General features: G+C 58.6%; 18 protein-coding genes and 2 tRNA genes. 7 read left to right on the forward strand and 13 right to left on the reverse strand.

Annotated features, from left to right (window positions below; genetic code table 11):
* Positions 1-69: 69 nt before the first annotated feature.
* The 3 genes from E5K02_RS17305 to E5K02_RS17315 all read left to right on the forward strand — a co-directional run bounded on the left by E5K02_RS17305 (position 70) and on the right by E5K02_RS17315 (position 3,303).
* On the forward strand, positions 70-1,716 hold the full coding sequence (locus E5K02_RS17305) for a phospholipid carrier-dependent glycosyltransferase (RefSeq protein ID WP_135396463.1): 1,647 nt from the start codon (positions 70-72) through the stop codon (positions 1,714-1,716).
* Between the two features lie 74 nt (positions 1,717-1,790).
* Positions 1,791-2,960, forward strand: a complete 1,170-nt coding sequence (locus tag E5K02_RS17310; RefSeq protein WP_135396464.1) for a GNAT family N-acetyltransferase — start codon at positions 1,791-1,793, stop codon at positions 2,958-2,960.
* A 7-nt stretch (positions 2,961-2,967) separates the two neighbouring features.
* Positions 2,968-3,303: a DUF7668 domain-containing protein gene (locus E5K02_RS17315; protein ID WP_135396465.1), complete on the forward strand. Its 336-nt coding sequence runs from the start codon at positions 2,968-2,970 to the stop codon at positions 3,301-3,303.
* Between the two features lie 68 nt (positions 3,304-3,371).
* Here the strand turns inward: E5K02_RS17315 and coaE are convergent, their stop codons facing one another.
* The 8 genes from coaE to E5K02_RS17355 form a co-directional block, all read right to left on the reverse strand.
* A complete protein-coding gene (gene coaE, locus E5K02_RS17320) occupies positions 3,372-3,968 on the reverse strand; it encodes a dephospho-CoA kinase (RefSeq protein ID WP_135396466.1) in 597 nt (198 codons plus the stop codon).
* 54 nt (positions 3,969-4,022) lie between these two features.
* Entirely contained in the window at positions 4,023-4,982 is a 960-nt protein-coding gene (locus tag E5K02_RS17325) for a YbbR-like domain-containing protein (RefSeq protein ID WP_135396467.1), read from the reverse strand.
* Positions 4,983-4,994: 12 nt separating this feature from the next.
* Positions 4,995-5,336 carry a preprotein translocase subunit YajC gene (gene yajC / locus E5K02_RS17330; protein WP_135396468.1) on the reverse strand — a complete coding sequence of 114 codons (342 nt, stop codon included), beginning with the start codon at positions 5,334-5,336 and terminating at the stop codon, positions 4,995-4,997.
* A gap of 159 nt (positions 5,337-5,495) precedes the next feature.
* Entirely contained in the window at positions 5,496-6,023 is a 528-nt protein-coding gene (locus E5K02_RS17335) for a DUF1573 domain-containing protein (RefSeq protein ID WP_135396469.1), read from the reverse strand.
* A 188-nt stretch (positions 6,024-6,211) separates the two neighbouring features.
* A complete protein-coding gene (locus tag E5K02_RS17340) occupies positions 6,212-7,216 on the reverse strand; it encodes an isocitrate/isopropylmalate dehydrogenase family protein (protein WP_135396470.1) in 1,005 nt (334 codons plus the stop codon).
* 212 nt (positions 7,217-7,428) lie between these two features.
* Entirely contained in the window at positions 7,429-7,743 is a 315-nt protein-coding gene (locus tag E5K02_RS17345; RefSeq protein WP_135396471.1) for a YtxH domain-containing protein, read from the reverse strand.
* Positions 7,744-7,842: 99 nt separating this feature from the next.
* Entirely contained in the window at positions 7,843-9,033 is a 1,191-nt protein-coding gene (gene nusB, locus E5K02_RS17350) for a transcription antitermination factor NusB (protein WP_135396696.1), read from the reverse strand.
* A 142-nt stretch (positions 9,034-9,175) separates the two neighbouring features.
* Positions 9,176-10,267, reverse strand: coding sequence for a Glu/Leu/Phe/Val dehydrogenase dimerization domain-containing protein (locus E5K02_RS17355; RefSeq protein ID WP_135396472.1), 1,092 nt, complete (start codon positions 10,265-10,267; stop codon positions 9,176-9,178).
* A gap of 184 nt (positions 10,268-10,451) precedes the next feature.
* Here E5K02_RS17355 and E5K02_RS17360 point away from each other — a divergent pair, with 184 nt between their 5' ends.
* The gene (locus E5K02_RS17360) at positions 10,452-12,236 is read left to right on the forward strand and encodes an ABC transporter ATP-binding protein (protein ID WP_135396473.1); all 1,785 of its coding nucleotides are present in this window, start codon (positions 10,452-10,454) and stop codon (positions 12,234-12,236) included.
* Positions 12,237-12,328: 92 nt separating this feature from the next.
* On the opposite strand, the gene E5K02_RS17365 is transcribed toward E5K02_RS17360, so the two are convergent.
* The 3 genes from E5K02_RS17365 to E5K02_RS17375 all read right to left on the reverse strand — a co-directional run bounded on the left by E5K02_RS17365 (position 12,329) and on the right by E5K02_RS17375 (position 15,205).
* Complete coding sequence (locus E5K02_RS17365; protein ID WP_167856470.1) at positions 12,329-13,357, reverse strand: glycoside hydrolase family 16 protein; 1,029 nt, start codon at positions 13,355-13,357, stop codon at positions 12,329-12,331.
* Positions 13,358-13,470: 113 nt separating this feature from the next.
* Entirely contained in the window at positions 13,471-14,610 is a 1,140-nt protein-coding gene (locus E5K02_RS17370) for an NAD(P)/FAD-dependent oxidoreductase (RefSeq protein WP_135396475.1), read from the reverse strand.
* Positions 14,611-14,725: 115 nt separating this feature from the next.
* Complete coding sequence (locus E5K02_RS17375) at positions 14,726-15,205, reverse strand: T9SS type A sorting domain-containing protein (RefSeq protein ID WP_167856471.1); 480 nt, start codon at positions 15,203-15,205, stop codon at positions 14,726-14,728.
* A 338-nt stretch (positions 15,206-15,543) separates the two neighbouring features.
* Here E5K02_RS17375 and E5K02_RS17380 point away from each other — a divergent pair.
* The 3 genes from E5K02_RS17380 (at position 15,544) to E5K02_RS17390 (ending at position 16,657) form a co-directional block, all read left to right on the forward strand.
* Positions 15,544-15,617, forward strand: a tRNA-Pro gene (locus tag E5K02_RS17380).
* 98 nt (positions 15,618-15,715) lie between these two features.
* Positions 15,716-15,789 (forward strand) — tRNA-Pro (locus tag E5K02_RS17385).
* Positions 15,790-15,949: 160 nt separating this feature from the next.
* Positions 15,950-16,657 (forward strand): outer membrane beta-barrel protein, encoded by a 708-nt coding sequence (locus E5K02_RS17390; protein ID WP_135396477.1) that lies wholly within the window; start codon positions 15,950-15,952, stop codon positions 16,655-16,657.
* 81 nt (positions 16,658-16,738) lie between these two features.
* Here E5K02_RS17390 and E5K02_RS17395 read toward each other — a convergent pair whose 3' ends face one another.
* Both E5K02_RS17395 and E5K02_RS17400 read right to left on the reverse strand, forming a co-directional pair.
* A complete protein-coding gene (locus E5K02_RS17395; protein ID WP_135396478.1) occupies positions 16,739-17,263 on the reverse strand; it encodes a hypothetical protein in 525 nt (174 codons plus the stop codon).
* 9 nt (positions 17,264-17,272) lie between these two features.
* Positions 17,273-18,991, reverse strand: coding sequence for an ABC transporter ATP-binding protein (locus E5K02_RS17400; RefSeq protein ID WP_135396697.1), 1,719 nt, complete (start codon positions 18,989-18,991; stop codon positions 17,273-17,275).
* Positions 18,992-19,097 lie beyond the last annotated feature (106 nt).

The raw sequence follows: 19,097 nt of genomic DNA on the forward strand, positions 1-19,097 counted from the left end.
CCGATAATCTGCTTGTGGGCTAGGGTGGCTAGTGCGCCCGGCGGGTAGTACCTTTCGCCTTGGCAAGCCTTGTCTTACTTAACCTACCGCTACTTGCTTCGGCCTACTGCTCTTCTGCCCGATTCGCTGCGCCGGCCGCTGGTGCTAAGCTTCTTCCTGCTGCTGGCGGCACTGGGCATCGGGCTGCACCGCGACTATGGCCTGTCGTGGGATGAGCAGCTGGACCGCCTCAATGGCATTATCAGCGTGAAGTATGTGGCCCTGCGCCTCGCCCCCGACCTGGCCCGGCGACAGCCAAGCCTAGCGGCCATTCCGGAGATGAGCGAGAATGAGGACGTAGACCACGGCGTGATTTTTCAGATGCCACTGGTCGTACTCGAGAAGGTACTTGGCTTGGAAGACCCGCGCGACATCTACTTTATGCGGCACCTGGTCACGTTTTTCACCGTGCTGGGCGGGGTGTACGGCTTTTATCGACTGGTTACCCAACGTTTAGGCAGCTGGTTCCTGGGCTTGCTCGGGGCGGCGCTACTGGTGTTGTCGCCGCGCATGTTTGCCGAGGCCTTCTACAACTACAAGGACCTGGTGTTTCTGGCTTTTTTCACCCTGGCTATGTACACGCTCACGCGCCTGCTGCGGCGGCCTTCGTGGCTCTGGGCGCTAAGCCACGCCTTGGCCACGGGGGCCGCGCTGGATGTGCGCACCATGGGCGTATTGCTGCTAGGCTTCACCGTGGGGTTTGCCGCATTGGAAATGTGGTACCGCCCGGCTATCCGCAGGTCCCTGCTGCTGGCGCTGCTACTGTATCTGCCGACTACCGCGGCAATAGTTGTGCTGGGCTGGCCCTACTTATGGGAAAATCCCGCTGGCAACTTCCTAGCCGCTTTTCAGAGCTTCAGCCGCTACCGTTCCGACATGCTGACCCAGTACCTGGGGCAGCAGATTTCGGTGCGGAGCTTACCCTGGCACTACGCCCCGGTCTGGCTGCTGGTCACGACGCCCGCCGCCTACTCGGCAGCCTTTGTAGCGGGCTGCACCACGCTAGCCTATACCATTAGACAGCAACGCTTTTCCTTGCTTCGCCGCCGCACGGGCCGCCAGGATTTGCTGTACATCACCTGGTTTTTTGCGCCGCTAGCCGCGGTGGTGCTTTTACACTCGGTTCTCTACGATGGGTGGCGGCATCTGTATTTTATTTACCCGGCCTTTCTGCTACTTGCCCTGCGCGGGGTGCGGGTAGCCGCTGCCGCCTGGCGTACGCCTTCCGGCCCGGCTGCGCGTCGTTGGTCGGGCGCCGCCTTGCTCGTAGTGCTAGCGGGAGGCATGCTGCACTCCGCTTACCGTATTATCCGCGACCATCCCTACCAAAACGTGTACTTCAGCGTGCTGCCAGGCCCGGTGGCCGAACGGCTGTTCGAGCGCGACTACTGGGGCCTGGCTGGGCGCCGGGGCCTGGAATGGATTCTGGCCCAGGACCGGAAGGCCCAGGTCCTGGTTGGTACGGATGCGCGGGCGGCCCTGGTGCTTCACAACAACCACTTACTTTTGCCCCCGGCCGAGCGGGCCCGCGTGGTGCTTACGTCCGCCGAGCAGGCGCACTACTTTCTGACAACGTACCGCTGGCATCCGGGCGCTTACCCCACCAGCTACGGCCCGGAGGTGTATTCTATTCGGGTAAATGGGGTAAAGATTCTCTCGGTTTTTCGCCGGCCCTGAGGTGACGCACTTCGTGTCGAGCCCTGCGTACTATTTTTAACTCTCCCGGCCACCAACCTTACGTTTTGTTGCTGATGCCCTTACTCGAAGTAACCGACGCCCAACGGGCCCGGCAATTCCTGGACCTGCCTCCCCGCCTCTACCGCGACCAGCCCAACTGGATTTCGCCCCTCGACCACGAAGTTGAGGCCGTGTTTGACCCGCAGAAAAACACCAACTTTCAGCACGGCGAAGCCATCCGCTGGATTCTGACCAACACCAGCGGGGAAGTTATTGGGCGGATAGCGGCTTTCGTCAACCAGAAAACGGCCCTCACCGACCCTACCCTGCCCACCGGCGGCCTGGGCTTTTTTGAGTGCATCGACGACCAAGCGGCGGCCAATACGCTCTTCGACGCTGGTAAAGCCTGGTTGGCGGAGCGCGGTATGCAAGCTATGGACGGCCCCATCAACTTCGGAGAGCGGGACCGGTTCTGGGGCTTGCTGGTAGCGGGCTTCACCGAGCCCAACTACGGCATGTTTTACCATCCGCCGTACTACCAGCAGCTGTTTGAAACCTACGGCTTCCAGGTCTATTTCAAACAGTACACCTGCTACCGCGAAGTGGCCGCGCCTCTGCACGAGGCCTTCCAGCGGGCCGCCGACAAGTACGCGGCCCAGCCCGAGTTCAGCTTCCGGCACGCCGACAAAAGCAATGCCGAGCAGCTGGCCCGGGATTTTCACCACGTGTATAACCTGGCCTGGGCCAACCACAGCGGCGTAGTGGGTATGTCTCTGGAAAAGGCCCGCAGCCTGGTAAAGGAAATGAAGCCCGTGGCCGATGAGCGACTGTTGTGGTTTGCCTACCACAACGACGAGCCTATTGCCTTCTTCGTCAGCCTGCCCGAGCTCAACCAGATTTTCAAGCATATCGGGGCCCGCTTCAACCTCTGGGACAAGCTGCGCTTCCTCTGGCACAAGCGCAAGTACGACCAGCGCCGCGACAAAAAGATGTTCGGCGTCATCTTCGGGGTGGTGCCCGCCTGGCAGGGCAAGGGCATCGAGTCGGCCATGATGGTGCACGCCCGGCAGGAGTTTATGCGGGCCGGCTACACCGAAATCGAGATGAACTGGATTGGCGACTTCAACCCCCGGATGCTGGCCGTGACCCGCTCCATCGGGGCCCGCATCTACAAAACTCACGTTACCTACCGCAAGCTATTCGACGAAACCCGGCCCTTTGAGCGGTGCCCGGTGATTAAGTAGGAATTTAATGAATTCCATTAACTTCACACAGCCTGTCAAGCAGTTTGTAGACAAACTAGTTGATGGAGAGTATGATGCAGCCGTTAAGCTAAGCTTTGACAAAGGACGGCTGAGCGCGCCTCTTGTTGCAGAAGCTATTCGACTCTACCCCGGACATCTGACTCATCCACCTGCACATGCATACGATGCCCTTGAAGTGTATAAGTATGATGATGGCACAGGCTATATGCTAGAATTCTTCCTCTGGATTGACCAAGAACCTAGTGAGCTGATGATTCGAATAGATGCCCGATGGGCCGATACAGATTTGAACTATACTCTCTTCGACATTTTTGTACCATAGACTTCATACTGTCTTCGAGCACTGGTGCGGGTCTGAGGCAGTAACATTGCTGGAAGTCTCGTCTTGGCTTAACCTCGCCGAAACTCCCGGTCCAGCTCCAGCACCTGCGGAATGAGTAGGTGCTCGTCGTCGTTGCGCAGTACGTAATCGGCGCGGCTGAGCTTTTCCTCCTCACTCATTTGCTTGCCGATGATGGCCAGAATGTCGTCGGGGGTGCGGTGCGGGTCGCGGCGCAATACCCGGGCTTGGCGCACGGCCTGGGGCGCGAATACGGTGATGATCTTGTCGAGTTGCTGATAAGAGCCCGATTCGTAGAGCAGAGCGGCTTCCTTCAGGATGTAAGGCACGCCGGCGGCCTGCTGCGCCTGAGCCCACTGCTCAAAGTCGTGGCCTACGCGCGGGTGCACCAGGCCGTTGAGCCGGGCCAGCTGCTCGGGGTTGTTGAAAGCCACCTGGGCCAGATACGTCCGGTTGAGTTGCCCGTCGGCAGCAAAGGTTTCCGCGCCAAAGGCTTCCTGCAGCGCCTCCCGTAGCACTACATCATTCGCCATTACCCATTTAGCCCGGGAATCGGCATCGTACACGGGCACGCCCAGCACGGCAAACAGCCGGCACGCCACGCTCTTACCCGACCCGATTCCACCCGTTATGCCAATTCGAAGCATATTGTAATGTTCTTAAATGTCCTTACGAGCAACGCGAAGCCATAACACGTCTTTTCACTTCTGTGAAACCCGCACGGCGGGCGTAAGCACCCGTACGCCGCGAGCCAGCGTGGGCGCCTGCGACAAGACGGGCTGCAAACTGGAATCGGGGGTGTGAAACTGGCCATAATGCAGCAGCACGTGCACCTGGCTGCGGTCGAGCCGGGCCGAGTCTTCGGGAAAGCACTGCACCTGTACCTGCACGGTGGCCGGCGTCAGCACAAAGTGCTGGCCGGCCGGAAAATCGCGCAGCTCGGGCACCACCCGCAGGGGCAGGGTCACCAGGGGCCGGGGCTGCAGGCGCACCTTCACGTCCTGCACCTGGGTCTGCACCAAGTCGGGGCCACCAATAGGCACAATGATGGCGCCTTCGCTGCTGCCGGCCGGGGCCTGGGGTAAGTGGACCGGGTAGGGGCTGGCCAGGCTATTGACCGTACGCGCCGGGCCGCGGAACACGACGCTTTCGGGCGTAAACACGGCCGCGTAGGGCAGCGCCGAGCCGTCGGCCCGGGGGCTCAGGCCCAGGGGCAGGCGCCGCGTTACGAGCCGGTCAAACTCTAACCAGAGCGTGTCGGCCAGCACGTAATTGAACTGCAGACCTTCCATAGCCGCCTGCAGCGCCGGCCTGAGCGACTGCCCCGTCACGAAGCGGGTAGTCGGTAGCCGGGTGAGGCGCACTTCGGCCGGTTTCACGTCGAGCAGCAGATTCTTGCGCAGCAGCTTCCAGCCCCGCCCCGTCACGTTGACGGCTACTTCGGTAGGCAAGGGCTTCACCGGAATGTAGCGCTGCTCATCGTAGGCCCAGGCCAGCGGGTACGTAATGCGCGTGGTATAGGTCTTGTTCAGCGCGTTGAGCAGCCAAAAAGTGGAAGCCGCCAGAAAACAGGCCGTTACCGCCCGCCAGTAGCTGCGCTCCTGCCCGAAAAACGGGCTGGCAAACCAGCGAACTACGCGAAAAGCACGGACGAGCGGCACGGTTAAGCAGGCTTAGGAATTGGCGGGAGGCGTAGGGGCAACCGCCGCAGCGGGTGTAGTCTTAGCAGCAACTTCGCGGGAAATAGCTGTGCGGTCGAATTTCAGCCGCACGCCTTTGTCGACTTCAATGATAACCGACTCCTCGTGTACTTCCAGCACCTTACCGTGCAGTCCCCCAATGGTTACCACGGTGGCCCCTTTCACCAGCGACTCCCGAAACTTTTTAGCCTCGGAAGCCCGGCGCTGCTGGGGCCGGATCATAAAGAAGTACACCACCACGGCAATCAGCACCGGGAAGATCAGCGAGGTGATGCCTTCGCCCGTCTGGGCCTGTAGAAGAAGCGTTGTCAGCATAATAGTACGTGGGCAGTAGGAAATGCCAGCCTAAAAAACGTCTGTCATCCTGAGCTTACGAAGGACCTTATAAAAGTTGAACGAGTCGTTCGAACGAGGAAAGGTCCTTCGCAAGCCCAGGATGACAGAAGCAAAAGAGAAGTAAAACCAGGAAGCTACTTATTGCTTAACCGGGCCGTTGGTGTTTTCGGGCAGAATGTTGGCGCGGATGGCAATCTGGGTGATGCTGGGCTGGGTGTTGGCCCGCACGGCTACCTCCTTGTTTTGCAGGCCGGCTTTGCCCTGGCTGTTGAACTGCACCTCGATGGTGCCTTTTCCGCCGGGCGCAATGGGGTCCTTGGTCCAGTTGGGGGTGGTGCAGCCGCAGGAAGCCGTGGCGTTTTCAATCAGCAGCGGCGACTTGCCGGTGTTGGTGAACTCGAAGGTGTGCTTTACCACGTCGCCGGGCTTGATGTCGCCGAAGTTATACTCCGATTCGGTGAAGGTCATCACCGGCGCATTGGGGTTGGGGGCTTCGGTTTCGCTGGCGACGTTGGGGTTGTCCACCGTGGGGTTGGCAGCGTCGCTGGCCGCAGTGGCGGCGGCATTCATGCCCTCAGCCCCTACTTCGGCGGGCTTGTCATTGTTGCAGGCGCCAAATAGCAGGGCGCTGGAAAGCAGAAAAGCAGAAAACAGAGTACGTTTCATAGTAGAAAGAAGACGGCCATTTGGAGCCGCTGGATTGGTAAAGTTAAGATGAAGCGCGAGAAAATCAGAACGTCATGTCGAGCCTTGGCGAGGCATCTCGCGTGCTATGGTAAATCTAATTACCACTGCGGTAGAGATGCTTCGACTGCGCTCAGCATGACGCCCTGAGTGTACTTGTGCTGTTACCGCTATTGGGCCAGGCGGCCAATGATGGCCTGGGCGAATTCGCTGGTGCTGGCTTTGCCGCCCAGGTCGCCGGTGCACTCTTCTTTGTGCTTCAGCGTTTCGTCGAGGGCGGCCTCGATACGGTCGGCCAGTTCATGCTCGCCCAGGTGGTGCAGCATCATCAGGCCCGAACGCAGCAGGGCGGTGGGGTTAGCTTTGCCCTGCCCGGCAATATCGGGGGCCGAGCCGTGCACGGCTTCGAAGATGGCCATGTCGTCGCCGATATTGGCGCCCGACACCACGCCCAGGCCGCCCACGAGGCCGGCGCAGAGGTCGGACAGGATGTCGCCGAACAGGTTGGTGGTTACCACCACGTCGAACTGCTCGGGCTTGTTGACGAGCTGCATGCACATGTTGTCGATGATTTTATCCTCGAACACGATTTGCGGAAACTCGGTAGCAGCCTCTTTGCAGGCGTCGAGCATGAGCTTGCCGGCCATTTTGAGGATGTTGGCCTTGTGAGCCAGGGTCACCTTTTTGCGGCCGTGCTTGGCGGCGTAGGCAAAGGCGGCGCGGCAGATTTTACGCGAGCCTGCCACCGTGATGCGGTTAAACGAGTCGGCAATGCCCAGGCGCTCGTCGTACACTTCCAGGCCCGAGTACAGGCCTTCGGTGTTTTCGCGGAACAACACCAGGTTTACGCCCGAGTAGCGCGAGTCGATACCCTCGGTGGTTTTGGCCGGGCGCACGTTCTGGTAGAGGTCGTACTTCTGGCGCAGGGTGATGTTGATGCTGCGGAAACCCTTGCCCACGGGCGTCGTGATGGGGCCTTTCAGGGCCACGCGGTTTTTCTCCAGCGAGTCGAGCAACGACTGCGGAATCAGCTCGCCCGACTGGTCGAAGGTCGTCTGCCCGGCGTTCTGCTCTTCCCACTGAATGGGGGCGCCGGCCGCGGCGAAAATATCCTGAACTGCCTTCGTGATTTCGGGCCCGATGCCGTCGCCGGGGATGAGGGTGATGGTGTGCATTCTGTGACTATCTATTTAGGAGAGGTACTGAGGTTACTCGTCTGAAAGTGAACCGCCTGCCGACTTGCAGGAAGGCGCACTAGGCTGCATGCAGCCATTCCGGCTGCAAAGGTAACACGGCGGGGCAAGGGCAAAATAAAAATGTGCTGCTGCGCTGAAGAGGAATAGGTCTTCAGCGCAGCAGCACATCCTAAACGCATCGGCGGACTTCGTTAGAGGGCTTTGCGCGAGTTGATCTGGTTGATCAGCTGGTCGACGTCGCCGAGCAGCTGTTCGGCTTTGCTCTTGGCGTCCTGAATCACGCGCTGGCCTTCGGTTTTGGCGCTGGACGTGGGCCCCACTTCGCCGCGGCTGGTAACGAGGCTTTCGGTGAGGTCGGCCAGTACTTCGCGGTACTTTTCGAGTTGGTAGCTAAGCCAGCTACGGGTTTCGCGCCCCTTTTCCGGAGCAAACAGAAGTCCAACAGCGGCCCCGGTGAGGGCACCGCCCGCGAAGCACAGAATACCGGTAGTGGTTTTGCTACCCATGGCTAGAAAGGAGTGGCGAGGTGGGAGAATGGATGGAAAATGTGTAGTCAACAACGCACTGGGCGCGGTTCAGGTTGCTCCGGGGCCCGACAGGCCAGTTTACTGGTTGTCGAGCAAGCCCCGGCCCGACTTGCGGATGGCGCCGCTGGCGGTCAAGTCCTGGGCCAATTTATCGAGAATACCGTTCACAAACTGCTTGCTCTTGGGCGTGCTGTACATTTTGCTGATTTCGATATACTCGTTGATGGTGACTTTCACGGGGATACCGCGGAAAAGGTGCATTTCGCAGAGCGCCATTTTCAGCAGAATCTTGTCGGTGAGGGCCACGCGCTCCACGTCCCAGTTCTGTACTGACTCGGCAATGAGCTTCTCGTACCGCTCGTCGTCGGCCAGGGTTTGCTTGTAGAGCGTCTCGGCAAACCCCTTGTCGTCGACCCAGTTGGCCGATAGGGACATCAACTCCAGATTTTCGTCGGCAGCCTCGTCGAGCATCTTCAGGGTCTTGACCACCAGGTTCTTGACCACCGAGCGGTTTTCTTCCCAGTTCTGGTCGTCCTCGTCGAGGTAAGCCGGCAGGGATTCGCCCTTGAAGACGAAGTTCTTGTAGAGGTACTTGAGCAGCTCCTGGTCTTCGGCGTAGTTGCCAGCCGGGGCGGCCAGGTAGCTCTGAAACTCCGCGTCGGGCTTGATTTCGTTGCGCCAGGCTTTGCGCAGGGCTTCCATGTCGTCCTCGCCGGTCCATTGGGCGTTGCGCCGGATGGTCAGGTCGAGCAGCTGCTTATTGCCGACGAGCTTCTGAATTACCTGGTTTTCCTCGAAGCGAGTCGTGTCCAAGGGGGTTTCCTTGGAAGGCGTGAAGCGGCGGGCTTCGCGCTGCTTTTCTTCCTCAATCACGCGCAGCAACGCATCCGGCAGGTTGAGCAGGTGCAAATACTGGGTGTGGATGCTTTCGGCGCCGTGCACCATCTGGCCGGCGTAGAACGTGCCGTCCTTGGCCTTGGCCTTCTGGTAGAAGCTGATGGCGTCGGCTACGGCGTCGTTCACCTCCTTGTCGTCGATTTTCTCGACTTCGGCGGCCGAGCCGCCCTTGTGCCACTCCCGGAAAATAGCCTCGGCCATTTTCTGCTGCCCTTTCAGCAGCTTGCGGTCCTGGGCTTCGGGGGCATTCAGGTCGGGGGCAAAGGCATCCGCAATGCGGTCCTGGGCCAGCATAAAATCAGACCCAACGGCCTGATGATAAGCGTACAAGGCCTGCATAACCTTAATGCGGAGCGTGCGACGATTGAGCATCTTGTTGAGGAATTGAGGCGAAAAGAACGTCATGTCGAGCCTTGGCGAGACATCTTGCAGGCAATGGTAGTCAGATTACTCTGGCAACCTCAGCACGCGAGATTCCTCACTGCGTTCGGAATGACGTTCTTTTCCTCAAAGGTTAATAAGTTGATTTGACTTTACCGAGCGAAGCAATACGCTCCTCGGCCTGCCGGATGGCAGCTTTCTGGGGGTGACTTCCCTCCTGCTCGGCTTTGTTGAGCACCTGGGTGGTGTAGTCGAAAATCTTTTCGGTCTGGGTAAGCGCGGCCTGCCGGCTGCTGCCTACCACTTCGGAATATACGTTAATCAGGCCACCGGCATTGATCAAAAAGTCGGGGGCGTACACGATGCCGCGCTCCACGAGCTCGGGGCCGTGGATGTCCTCGTTCTTGAGCTGGTTGTTGGCGCAGCCGGCAATAACGCGGCACTTGAGCCGGTCAATGGTGTCGTCGTTGATGGTGGCTCCCAGAGCGCAGGGCGAGTAGATGTCCACGTCCTGGTCGTAAATTTCGTCCAGGCCCACAGCTACGGCGCCGAAACGGGCGGCAGCTTCCAGGGCGCGGTCTTCATAGTAATCGGTCAGCACCAGCTTGGCGCCTTCCTTCTGCAGGTACTCGAGCAGGTAGGTGCCCACGTGGCCCACACCCTGCACGGCAATGCGCTTGCCCGAGAGGCTTTCCGAGCCAAACGCTTTTTTGGCGGCAGCCTTCATGCCCATGTAAGTGCCGTAGGCCGTTACCGGCGACGGGTCGCCGGAGCCGCCCATGCTTTCGGGCAGGCCCGCCACGTGCTTGGTTTCCATTCGGATGTACTCCATGTCCTTGGTGGTCATGTTCACATCTTCGGCCGTGATGTACTTGCCGTTCAGGTTCTTGACGAAGCGGCCGAACTTGCGCAGCAGGGCTTCGGTCTTTTGCGTTTTGGCGTCGCCGATGATGACGGCTTTGCCCCCACCCAGGTTCAGGCCCGAAATGGCCGCCTTGTAGGTCATGCCGCGCGAGAGGCGGAGCACGTCGTTCAGGGCTTCCATGTCGGAGGCGTAGTGCCACATGCGGGTACCGCCCAGGGCCGGACCGAGCACGGTGTTGTGGATGCCGATGATGGCCCGCAAACCGGTTTCGTGGTCGTGGCAGAAGACAACCTGCTCGTGCTGATGCTCGGCAATCTGACCGAAGACCGACGTATCGGCCAGCGTTTGGATTTCAACCATTTGAGTAAACTGAAAAAAAGGGTGGGAAGATGGGTGGGGTCGGGTGTTGTATCTTTGAACGAACGGGCGCGTAGTCTGTTCAATTCGGGTGCAAAAGTACCCAATTTTTCCTAGCCGGGCACCCTACCCTTCCGGATTTGCCGGAAAGGTCACGGCTTCTTAACCTGCCCTAACTCCTGCTGCCGTGCGCGCATTATCCGCTACCAATAAGTACCTGTACCGCTACAAATGGCATTTTCTGGGCGGCGTTTTGTTCGTGGCCCTGTCCACGCTGCTCGCCATTTTCCCGGCCCAGATTGTGCGCTACGCCTTCGATTTGGTGGGCGAAGGCATCGACCTCTACCACCTCTACGCCGGCACCCGGGCCCAGAGCGGGGTGTATGAACTCTTCGGCCGCAACGTGCTACTCTATGGCCTGCTCATCGTGCTGATGGCCTTGCTGCGCGGCATCTTCCTGTTTTTCATGCGCCAGACGCTCATTGTAATGAGCCGGCACGTGGAAAACGACCAGAAAAACGAAATCTTCCAGCACTACCAGTCCCTGCCCCTGAGCTTCTACCGCCGCCACAACACCGGCGACTTGATGTCGCGCATTTCGGAAGACGTGGGGCGGGTGCGCATGTACATCGGGCCGGCGCTGATGTATTTTATGCAGCTGGTCATTCTCTTCCTGCTCATCATCCCGCTCATGCTGATGGTGAACGTGAAGCTGACCCTCTACACGCTGATTCCGCTGCCGATTCTGTCGGTAAGCATCTACTACGTCAACAACCTGATTGAGCGCAAATCCGACGAGATTCAACGCTCGTTGGCGGCCATGACGACCTTCGTGCAGGAGTCGTTTTCGGGCATCCGGGTGCTCAAGTCCTTCGTGCGTGAGGACGACTCTCACCAGCAGTTTACCGTGGCCTCCGACAACTACAAGGAGAAGTCGCTGAGCCTGAACTTCGTCAACTCCCTGTTTTTTCCCCTGATTCTGTTCCTTATCGGCATCAGCACCATCGTCACGGTCTGGGTCGGCGGGCAGGAAGTTATCCGCGGCACCATTACCACGGGCAGCATTGCCGAGTTCCTGATCTACGTGAACCTGCTGACCTGGCCCGTTACGGCCCTGGGCTGGACTTCTTCCCTGGTCCAGCGCGCCGAAGCCTCCCAGGCCCGCATCAACGAGTTCATGCACCAGCAGACCGACATCGTTTCGCGCCAGAACATCCGGCGGGAAATCCAGGGCGACATCGTCTTTGACCACGTCTCGTTCACCTACCCCGACACCGGCATTCAGGCCCTGCGCGACGTCTCGTTCCGCATTCACCCCGGCCAGACACTGGCCGTCATCGGCAACACCGGCTCGGGCAAGAGCACCATTGCCGCCCTGCTCTGCCGCCTCTACGACGTCACGGAAGGCCAGATCAGCGTGGACAGCGTGGACGTACGCGACTTTTCCCTGAACTCGTTGCGGGAGCAAATCGGCTACGTGCCCCAGGACGTGTTCCTCTTCTCGGACAGCATCCGCAACAACATCAACTTCGGCCTCGATAACCCCAGCGAGGAGCGGATGCAGCAGGCGGCCAAGGATGCCAACGTCTACGACAACATCATCCGCTTCCCCGAAGGCTTCGACACCAAGCTCGGGGAGCGGGGCATTACGCTCTCGGGCGGGCAAAAGCAGCGCGTCAGCATTGCCCGGGCGTTGGTGAAGGAGCCCAAAATCCTGATTCTCGACGACTCCCTGTCGGCGGTAGATACCAATACCGAAAACGCCATTCTCAACAGCCTGCAGCGCATCATGCACAACCGTACCAGCCTGATTATCTCCCACCGGGTCTCGTCGGTGAAGCTGGCCGACGAAATCCTGGTGCTCGACGACGGCGTGATTGTGCAGCACGGCACCCACGAGGCCCTGATGGAAGACGAAAACGGCCTCTACCGGGCCCTTTACGAGCGGCAATTGCAGAACGAGGAGGCCTAATCAGTTGCTACTACAACCAGCCGTCAGCCCGCGTAGCGTTTTTTATAGACACTACGCGGGCTGACGGCTTTCGTGTGGTCTGCACCCGGCTACTATTCGCAGCGAATAGCCTCGTAATTCGGCGTAACGCCATCCGCTTTCAACATTTTGGTTTTGTATACCCGGATATAGTCTACATCCATCGTGTAGGCCTTCTGCTTACTGGCCTTGATAAACATCTGCATTGTGACCAGGATAGAGTGCCACTTGGGCAGGGTTCTTACGTCGCTGCGGGGCACGGTGAAAACAGCGGTTTCGTTGAAGTAGAAAACGACTTTCTCCGGCGTCCAGACCATGGCGTACGTGTTGTAATCCGTATCAAAGGAAGATTTTCGCCGGAAAAGGCCCCGATGCTTGGGGTCCTGCTGGTTGTAGGGGCTCTGCTGCTTGGTGCCGGGCGTGCCGTTCACCAACTCCGGATAAGCGAAGGGGCCGGCAAAGCAGGTATTGGGCTCCGGCACCACGGTTTTGACGTCAATGTTGTCGATTACGTTGACCAGGTAGGACGCCCGTTTCTGCTTGTCCACCCCGACGCCGTCCAGGATGTCAATCTCCGTTCCGCACGACCACAGCCAGAACGTGGGCCAGGCCTGATAATCCCGGGCCCGAGGCAGCCGGGCCCGCATGATATACGCCCCATAGGCCGGATAGTCCTTCCTTGAACGAATCATAGCCGACTTGTATCTGGCCGAGCGGGGCTGGTCCGCACCCTTGTGATTCAGGCTATGACGGACAGAATCAGCCACGGGGAGGGGAAGAGCCGTCAGGTGCAGCACTCCTTTCACCGTTGGGTCCGATGCGTCATTTGGCGTGATAGTCAGCAGGCGGCTGTCATAATCCGAGTCGCCGGGTTGGGGAAAATACTCGCTCCCCCAGCCGGGGTACTTGCCTTGATAAGGCACCAGCCCGCCGGGAACAGTTGTCCAGAGCGTGTCATTCAACGTGGGCTTGTCAAACTCATCGGCAAATACCAGCTCCCAATGAGGCGCCTGCAGATTCAGGGTAGCACACTGGGCCTGCGCCTCATTGCAGCGGCCCAGGCTCCATACCATTACCACCAGCCCCCACCCAACTGTAGCCACGGCACGCCAGCCGCTTTGCCCCGGAGAAAATCGTAAAAACATTACTAACCAGTCGTATAATACCTTTATTGAATGTATGTCAGGGGTTGCAGCTCGTTCTTTCTACCCGGTGTTCAGCCCAGCATTTCGGCCACTTGCCGGCCCGTTCTGGCCCCCATGGCGACACCCATGCCATTGCAACGCAACGCCCCCACTATACCGGGCGCCAGAGGCCCAATGAGGGGAGCTAGCTCGGCTCCAAAGGCCATGGTGCCACTCCAGCGGTAGTCAATCCGGGGCCGGCGACCAGGCAGAATCACCTCGTGCAACAGACGCTCCAGGGCCGTTTGCACCAGCTCCGTCAGGCCCGAATCCGTAGTAGCTTCCCCGGCAAAGTCTAGGTTGCGCCCCCCGCCCAGCAGAATACGGCTGCCGACCTGCCGGAAGTAATAATAGCCCTTGTCGTAGTGAAACGTTCCGGGCAGCTGTAGCCCCGGCAGGGGCTCGGTGACCAGCACCTGGCCGCGGCCAGGAGTTACATCTAGCGCCGGAAAAAACTGCCGGCTGAAGGCGTTGGTCGCCAGCACTACCTGTTCGGCTTCCAGCAGGGCCCAGGAGGTATGCAACTTCACGCGGGGGGCGCCGGGTTCCAGCTGCGTAACCAGGCAGCCATGCAGCACCACAATGTCGTCGAGCCAGGCCCGTTTGAGTAAGGCCCGCATCATAGAGCCCGTGTTCAAGGCCCCTTCTGCCCGGTTTTCCAGCATCACCTCCACGCCGGCCAGACCCGTAGCGGGTAAGTCAATACTGGCGTCCCGGTAAATAGGCTCGGTACCAATCATGGGGGCCAGCAGGTCGTTGAAATACGGAATATGCTGCCGACAGATGGTAGCCAACTCCATATCAGCCGGTCGAAACAGCTCGTATCCTCCTACTGCTTCGTACTGCAGCGCGTCGTCGCCCACCAGGGTGCGCAACAGCTCCAACCCTTCCCAGCGCGCCTGCACTACGGCCAGCAATGCCGCCGTACCGCTTTTCTTTTCCTGCTCTAGCAGTTCCGATATGCTACCAAAGCAAGCAAACCCCGCATTCTTAGTGCTGGCCCCGTCGGGTAAGCTGGCTCGTTCCAGCACTGCTATGCGAGCTTTGGGCCGGCGTTGCCGGGCATAGATGGCCGCCGTAAGCCCCACGATACCGCCGCCGACAACCACGATGTCGAAGCCCTGCAGAAAGCTCTGGTGCTCCCAATACGAAAGATTAGATGGGCTTGTCATGGGTTCATACGAGTGAGTAAAGCCTGACTGCTGGTAGCCTAAGCTAGCCCGCTACTCAAACAAAAGCCCTTGCGAGTCAGATTCGCAAGGGCTTGTACTAGCTGAATTTTCTGAGTTACTGACCTACCATCACGCGGCGCATGCCACTGCGGGTGCCCGAAGTACACTGCACGATGTAGTAACCGGCCGGCAGCTGACTTACGTCTAAGGTCGTAGCCTCGTCACCGGCAATCAGGTCGCGGGTGATAACGGGACGACCGTTAGCGTCGTTGACTTCTACCCGCGTCGGACCCGTGGCATTGGTGCGCACGATAAGGCGCTTGGTCAGCGGATTAGTATCAACGCGCACCTTGATGGCATCCGTCGAGGGCGCGGCAGTTTCCATCTTACTGGTGATCAGCTCCGGCGGGGCCGGCTTGTCGGCCTCGGGCTTTACGGACGCCGCTGCACCAGCCGCGACGGGCTTCGCCGAAGCTGGCTTCACCGCCGCCGCGGGAGCTTTGGCCGGAGCCTTAGCTGCCGGCTTTGTTTGGGCCTGCGCTGAGTTCAGCCCTAGTAGCATTCCTAAGCCAAGAGTTACAATAACCGTTTTCATACCCGCCCCAAACGTAGACATCGACATTTCATTATGTAAGTAAAGGTAAAAAATCCTCAGTGGTTTCTATCACTCTCAACCGTTCCCGAAGTCGTATCAGCCTCATTTTCACCCGCTACTTGCTCAAGGCAAGTAGCAATAGACCGATGCAAGGTCGTCGGCAAACCGTATGCCTAACCCCAAAGCCTACCCTTGACTTGGTAAAGCCATAAAAACCTGAGCAAATAAAGTCCCTTATACTCAAGCTGCTATCAGAACCGAGGCGGTTTTTTCAAAAAAGATCTGGTCGGATATTGCTTGCCATTAAAAATCTCTCTTACCTTTGTGACTCGATTCCTCGGGGTGTAGCGTAGCCTGGTATCGCGCCAGCATGGGGTGCTGGAGGTCGTAGGTTCGAATCCTGCCACTCCGACGGAACAGTTTACTGTTCGAAAAGCCTCCAGACTTCGGTCTGGAGGCTTTTTTCGGCGGTAATTTTACTGAATACTGGATTTTACGCAGTCCGGAATTCGGGGTGTAGCGCAGCCCGGTAGCGCGCGTCGTTCGGGACGACGAGGTCGTAGGTTCGAATCCTGCCACCCCGACTCGCAGTTTTTCAACGCCTCGTGGAAGCAACTCCACGAGGCGTTTTTCTTTTGTGCCAACTCAGCAGAATTTATTTATACAACCTATACTATATCCGGTCTGTAGTGCCGTTATAGCCACAATTCGCACACCTACCTGTATTTTTCTTACTTCATTACCATGCACAAACTTCTTATCAGCGCTATTGGCCTGAGCCTGTTGTCAACCGCTGCCCACGCCCAGATTGGAGCCGGCACTATCTACCTGGGCGGCTCGGTGGGCTATTCCCACGAAACGACGGAATCTACGTTTCCCGGCGCCGGCAGCTCCCAATACGAAACCGGTAAAATGAGCTCTTTTACTATCAGACCCACCGTTGGCTACTTCGTGGCCGAGAATCTGCTGCTGGGCTTGAGCCTGGGATATGGGCGGAACAAAGCGACGAGCCCGATCTACAGCCTCCCGACCAGCGGCACTGGTACTCCCCGAAAGGTTGACGAGCGGGAAAACACCCAGCAATCATTTGCTATTGGCCCCGTAGCGCGCTACTACAAGTTTGTGGGTGAGCACGCCGCTTTCTTTGGGCATCTGGCGGGCGGGTATCAGAGCCTGAAGTATTCGTACTCCGACCCTACCACTATTCCCAACGATGCCGAGCAGAAAGGCCATGGCTTCTTTGGGCAGCTCTCACCAGGCTTTGCTTATTTTCCCAGCAACAAGATTGGCTTGGAAGTTAGCCTGCAGGGCCTGACGTACTCCCGCAACACTCTTGAAACGCCCGGGCGGGGGAGCATGCCTGATGTAGAGTCTTCCCAAAGCCGCTTCGAAGTTGGCCTGGGGCTGGCCAGCCTAAACCTGGGAGCAGCCTTCTACCTGGGCCGCGACTAACCGCTCTTTGTCAGAAACGCCAAAAAGGCCCGTGGTGCATGCACCACGGGCCTTTTTGTTTTAGTCTACACGCTTCCTCGCCTATTCCACTACGGCCAGCACTTCCGATTCGCCCTGCTCCGGGAACCGCTCCAGGTATACGTGGCGCGGCGTGAGCTTCTGCTGCTTCACGGCGTCCGTTATGGCGGGGTAGAGCTTGTTGGGCGCTATCAGGTAGCTAGCCGTAATGCGGGCCTGCACCACGCGCTGCCCGGCGGCAAACGCGCGGTACCGGTAGCCGGCCGGCAGCTGCTGCGACACGGTATCGGCCACGACCATACCAATGAAGGCTCGCACGGTGTCGCGGGCCTTTTCGGGGTCGTTGTAGTAGATATTAGCCAGCTCGCCGCGTAGCTTGCCTTGGTCTTTGGCTTCTTTTACACTGCGAAACAAGGGGCCGAATTTTTCATCGTTGGCAGAGCCATAAAACGACTGACCGGCTAAAAAGACGGGGGCTTTGGTGGTCGTAAGCGTTACCACGGGCTCCTTGAAGCCGCCCACGTAGGCGTAGACGATGGCAGTGGCAATGGTAAAAAGGAAAATCAGCAGGAAAAGCCAGCGGGTCATGATACGAGGTTATTCGGCGGGAGTATTGAGGGCGTCTTTGTACTGCATCTGGTAGAGCTGCTGGTAGAAGCCGCCGTGGCGCAGCAATTCCTCGTGGGTGCCGGCCTCCTTGATTTCGCCCCGATCCAGCACAATGATCCGGTCGGCTTTCTGGATGGTGCTCAGACGGTGGGCAATAACCAGGGAAGTGCGGCCCTGCATCAGCTTCTCAATGGCCTGCTGAATCAGTTCTTCGGTTTCGGAGTCGACTGACGAGGTGGCTTCGTCCAGGATAATGATGCGGGGCTGGTAGACCATGGCCCGCACAAAGGAAATCAGCTGGCGCTGCCCCACTGACAGCGTGGCGCCCCGTTCCATCACCGGGTACTGCAGGCCGCCGGGTAGGCGCTCAATAAACCGGCGGGCGCCGACTAAGTCGGCGGCGGCCCATATCTGCTCTTCGGTGATGTCCTGGTTGCCCAGGGTAATGTTGTCCTGAATGGTGCCGGCAAACAGGAACACGTCCTGCAGCACCACCCCGATATGACGGCGCAGCTCTTTGAGGTCGTACTCGCGCAGGTCGTGGCCATCGACGGAAATCGTGCCCTTGTTGATTTCGTAGAAGCGGCTGAGCAGGTTGATGATGCTGGTTTTGCCCGCGCCCGTAGCACCGACGAAGGCTATGGTTTGGCCGGCTTTTACTTCAAAACTCACGTCGCGCAGCACGTATTCCTCGTCATTGTAGGCAAACCAGACCTTGTCGAATTCCACATCCCCGCGAATCGTGGCCGGGGCGTAGGTGCCGTTGTCGGCAATGAGTTCCTTGCTGTCGAGCAGCTTCAACAACCGCTCCGTGCTTACCAGGCCCAGCTGCAGGGTGTTGAACCGGTCGGCAATCTGGCGAATGGGCCGGAAGAACAAGGCATTATACATGATGAAGGCAATGAGAGCCCCTTTGGAAATCGTGCCTTCAATCTGCCCCTGAGCGGCGTACCACACCAGCAGACCGACACCCACGGCGGCCAGCACTTCGGCCACCGGAAAGTACACGCTGTAGTAGAGTACCGAGCGGATGTTGGCCCGGGTATGCTCCTGATTGATGGCCTTGAACTTGCGGTATTCGCGCTCCTCATTATTGAAAATCTGCACCACGTTCATGCCCGTCAGGTGCTCTTGCACGAAGGAGTTGAGGTTGGCCACGGCCGTGCGCACTTCCTGAAACGAGGTTTTTACTTTCTCCTTGAACACGTAAGTGCTGTAGAGCAGGGGCGGAATTACCGAAAGGCTGACCAGCGTGAGGCGCCAGTCAATCCAGAACATGAAGCCCATGATAAAGAGCAGCTGCAGAATGTCGCCAATCATGGCGGCCAAGCCTTCACTGAATACATCCGAGAGAGTTTCCACGTCGGAGATATTGCGCGTGACGAGCACGCCGATGGGTGTGCGGTCGAAGAACTTCAGCCGCAGATCCAGAATGTGCTTGTAGAGGTCGACCCGAATATCGCGCACGATGTACTGACCAAGCCAGCCCCCGAAGTAGGTTTGCAGGTAGCTGACCAGGGAATGAACCACCAGCAGCACCAGCAGCAGGATAAACATTTTGTTCAGCCCCAGCATGTCGCCCTGCTCGATGCTAACATCGACCATGCGCTGAATCAGAAACGGCCGCAGCGTGCCCAAAGCCGCCGTAGCGACGGTCAGAAATATCAGGAAGTAGAAAATCCGCTGGTAGGGCCGCACGTACGTCATCAGGCGCCGCAGCACTTGCCAGTCGAAAATATTGCCGGTTTTGGTGGCAGTAGTAGCTTGTTCCACGTAGGGCGGGTTTTGAGAGAGGAAGCGGCGAACAGCACTA

The sequence above is a fragment of the Hymenobacter metallicola genome (assembly GCF_004745645.1).
GTDB classification, from domain to species: Bacteria; Bacteroidota; Bacteroidia; order Cytophagales; family Hymenobacteraceae; genus Hymenobacter; species Hymenobacter metallicola.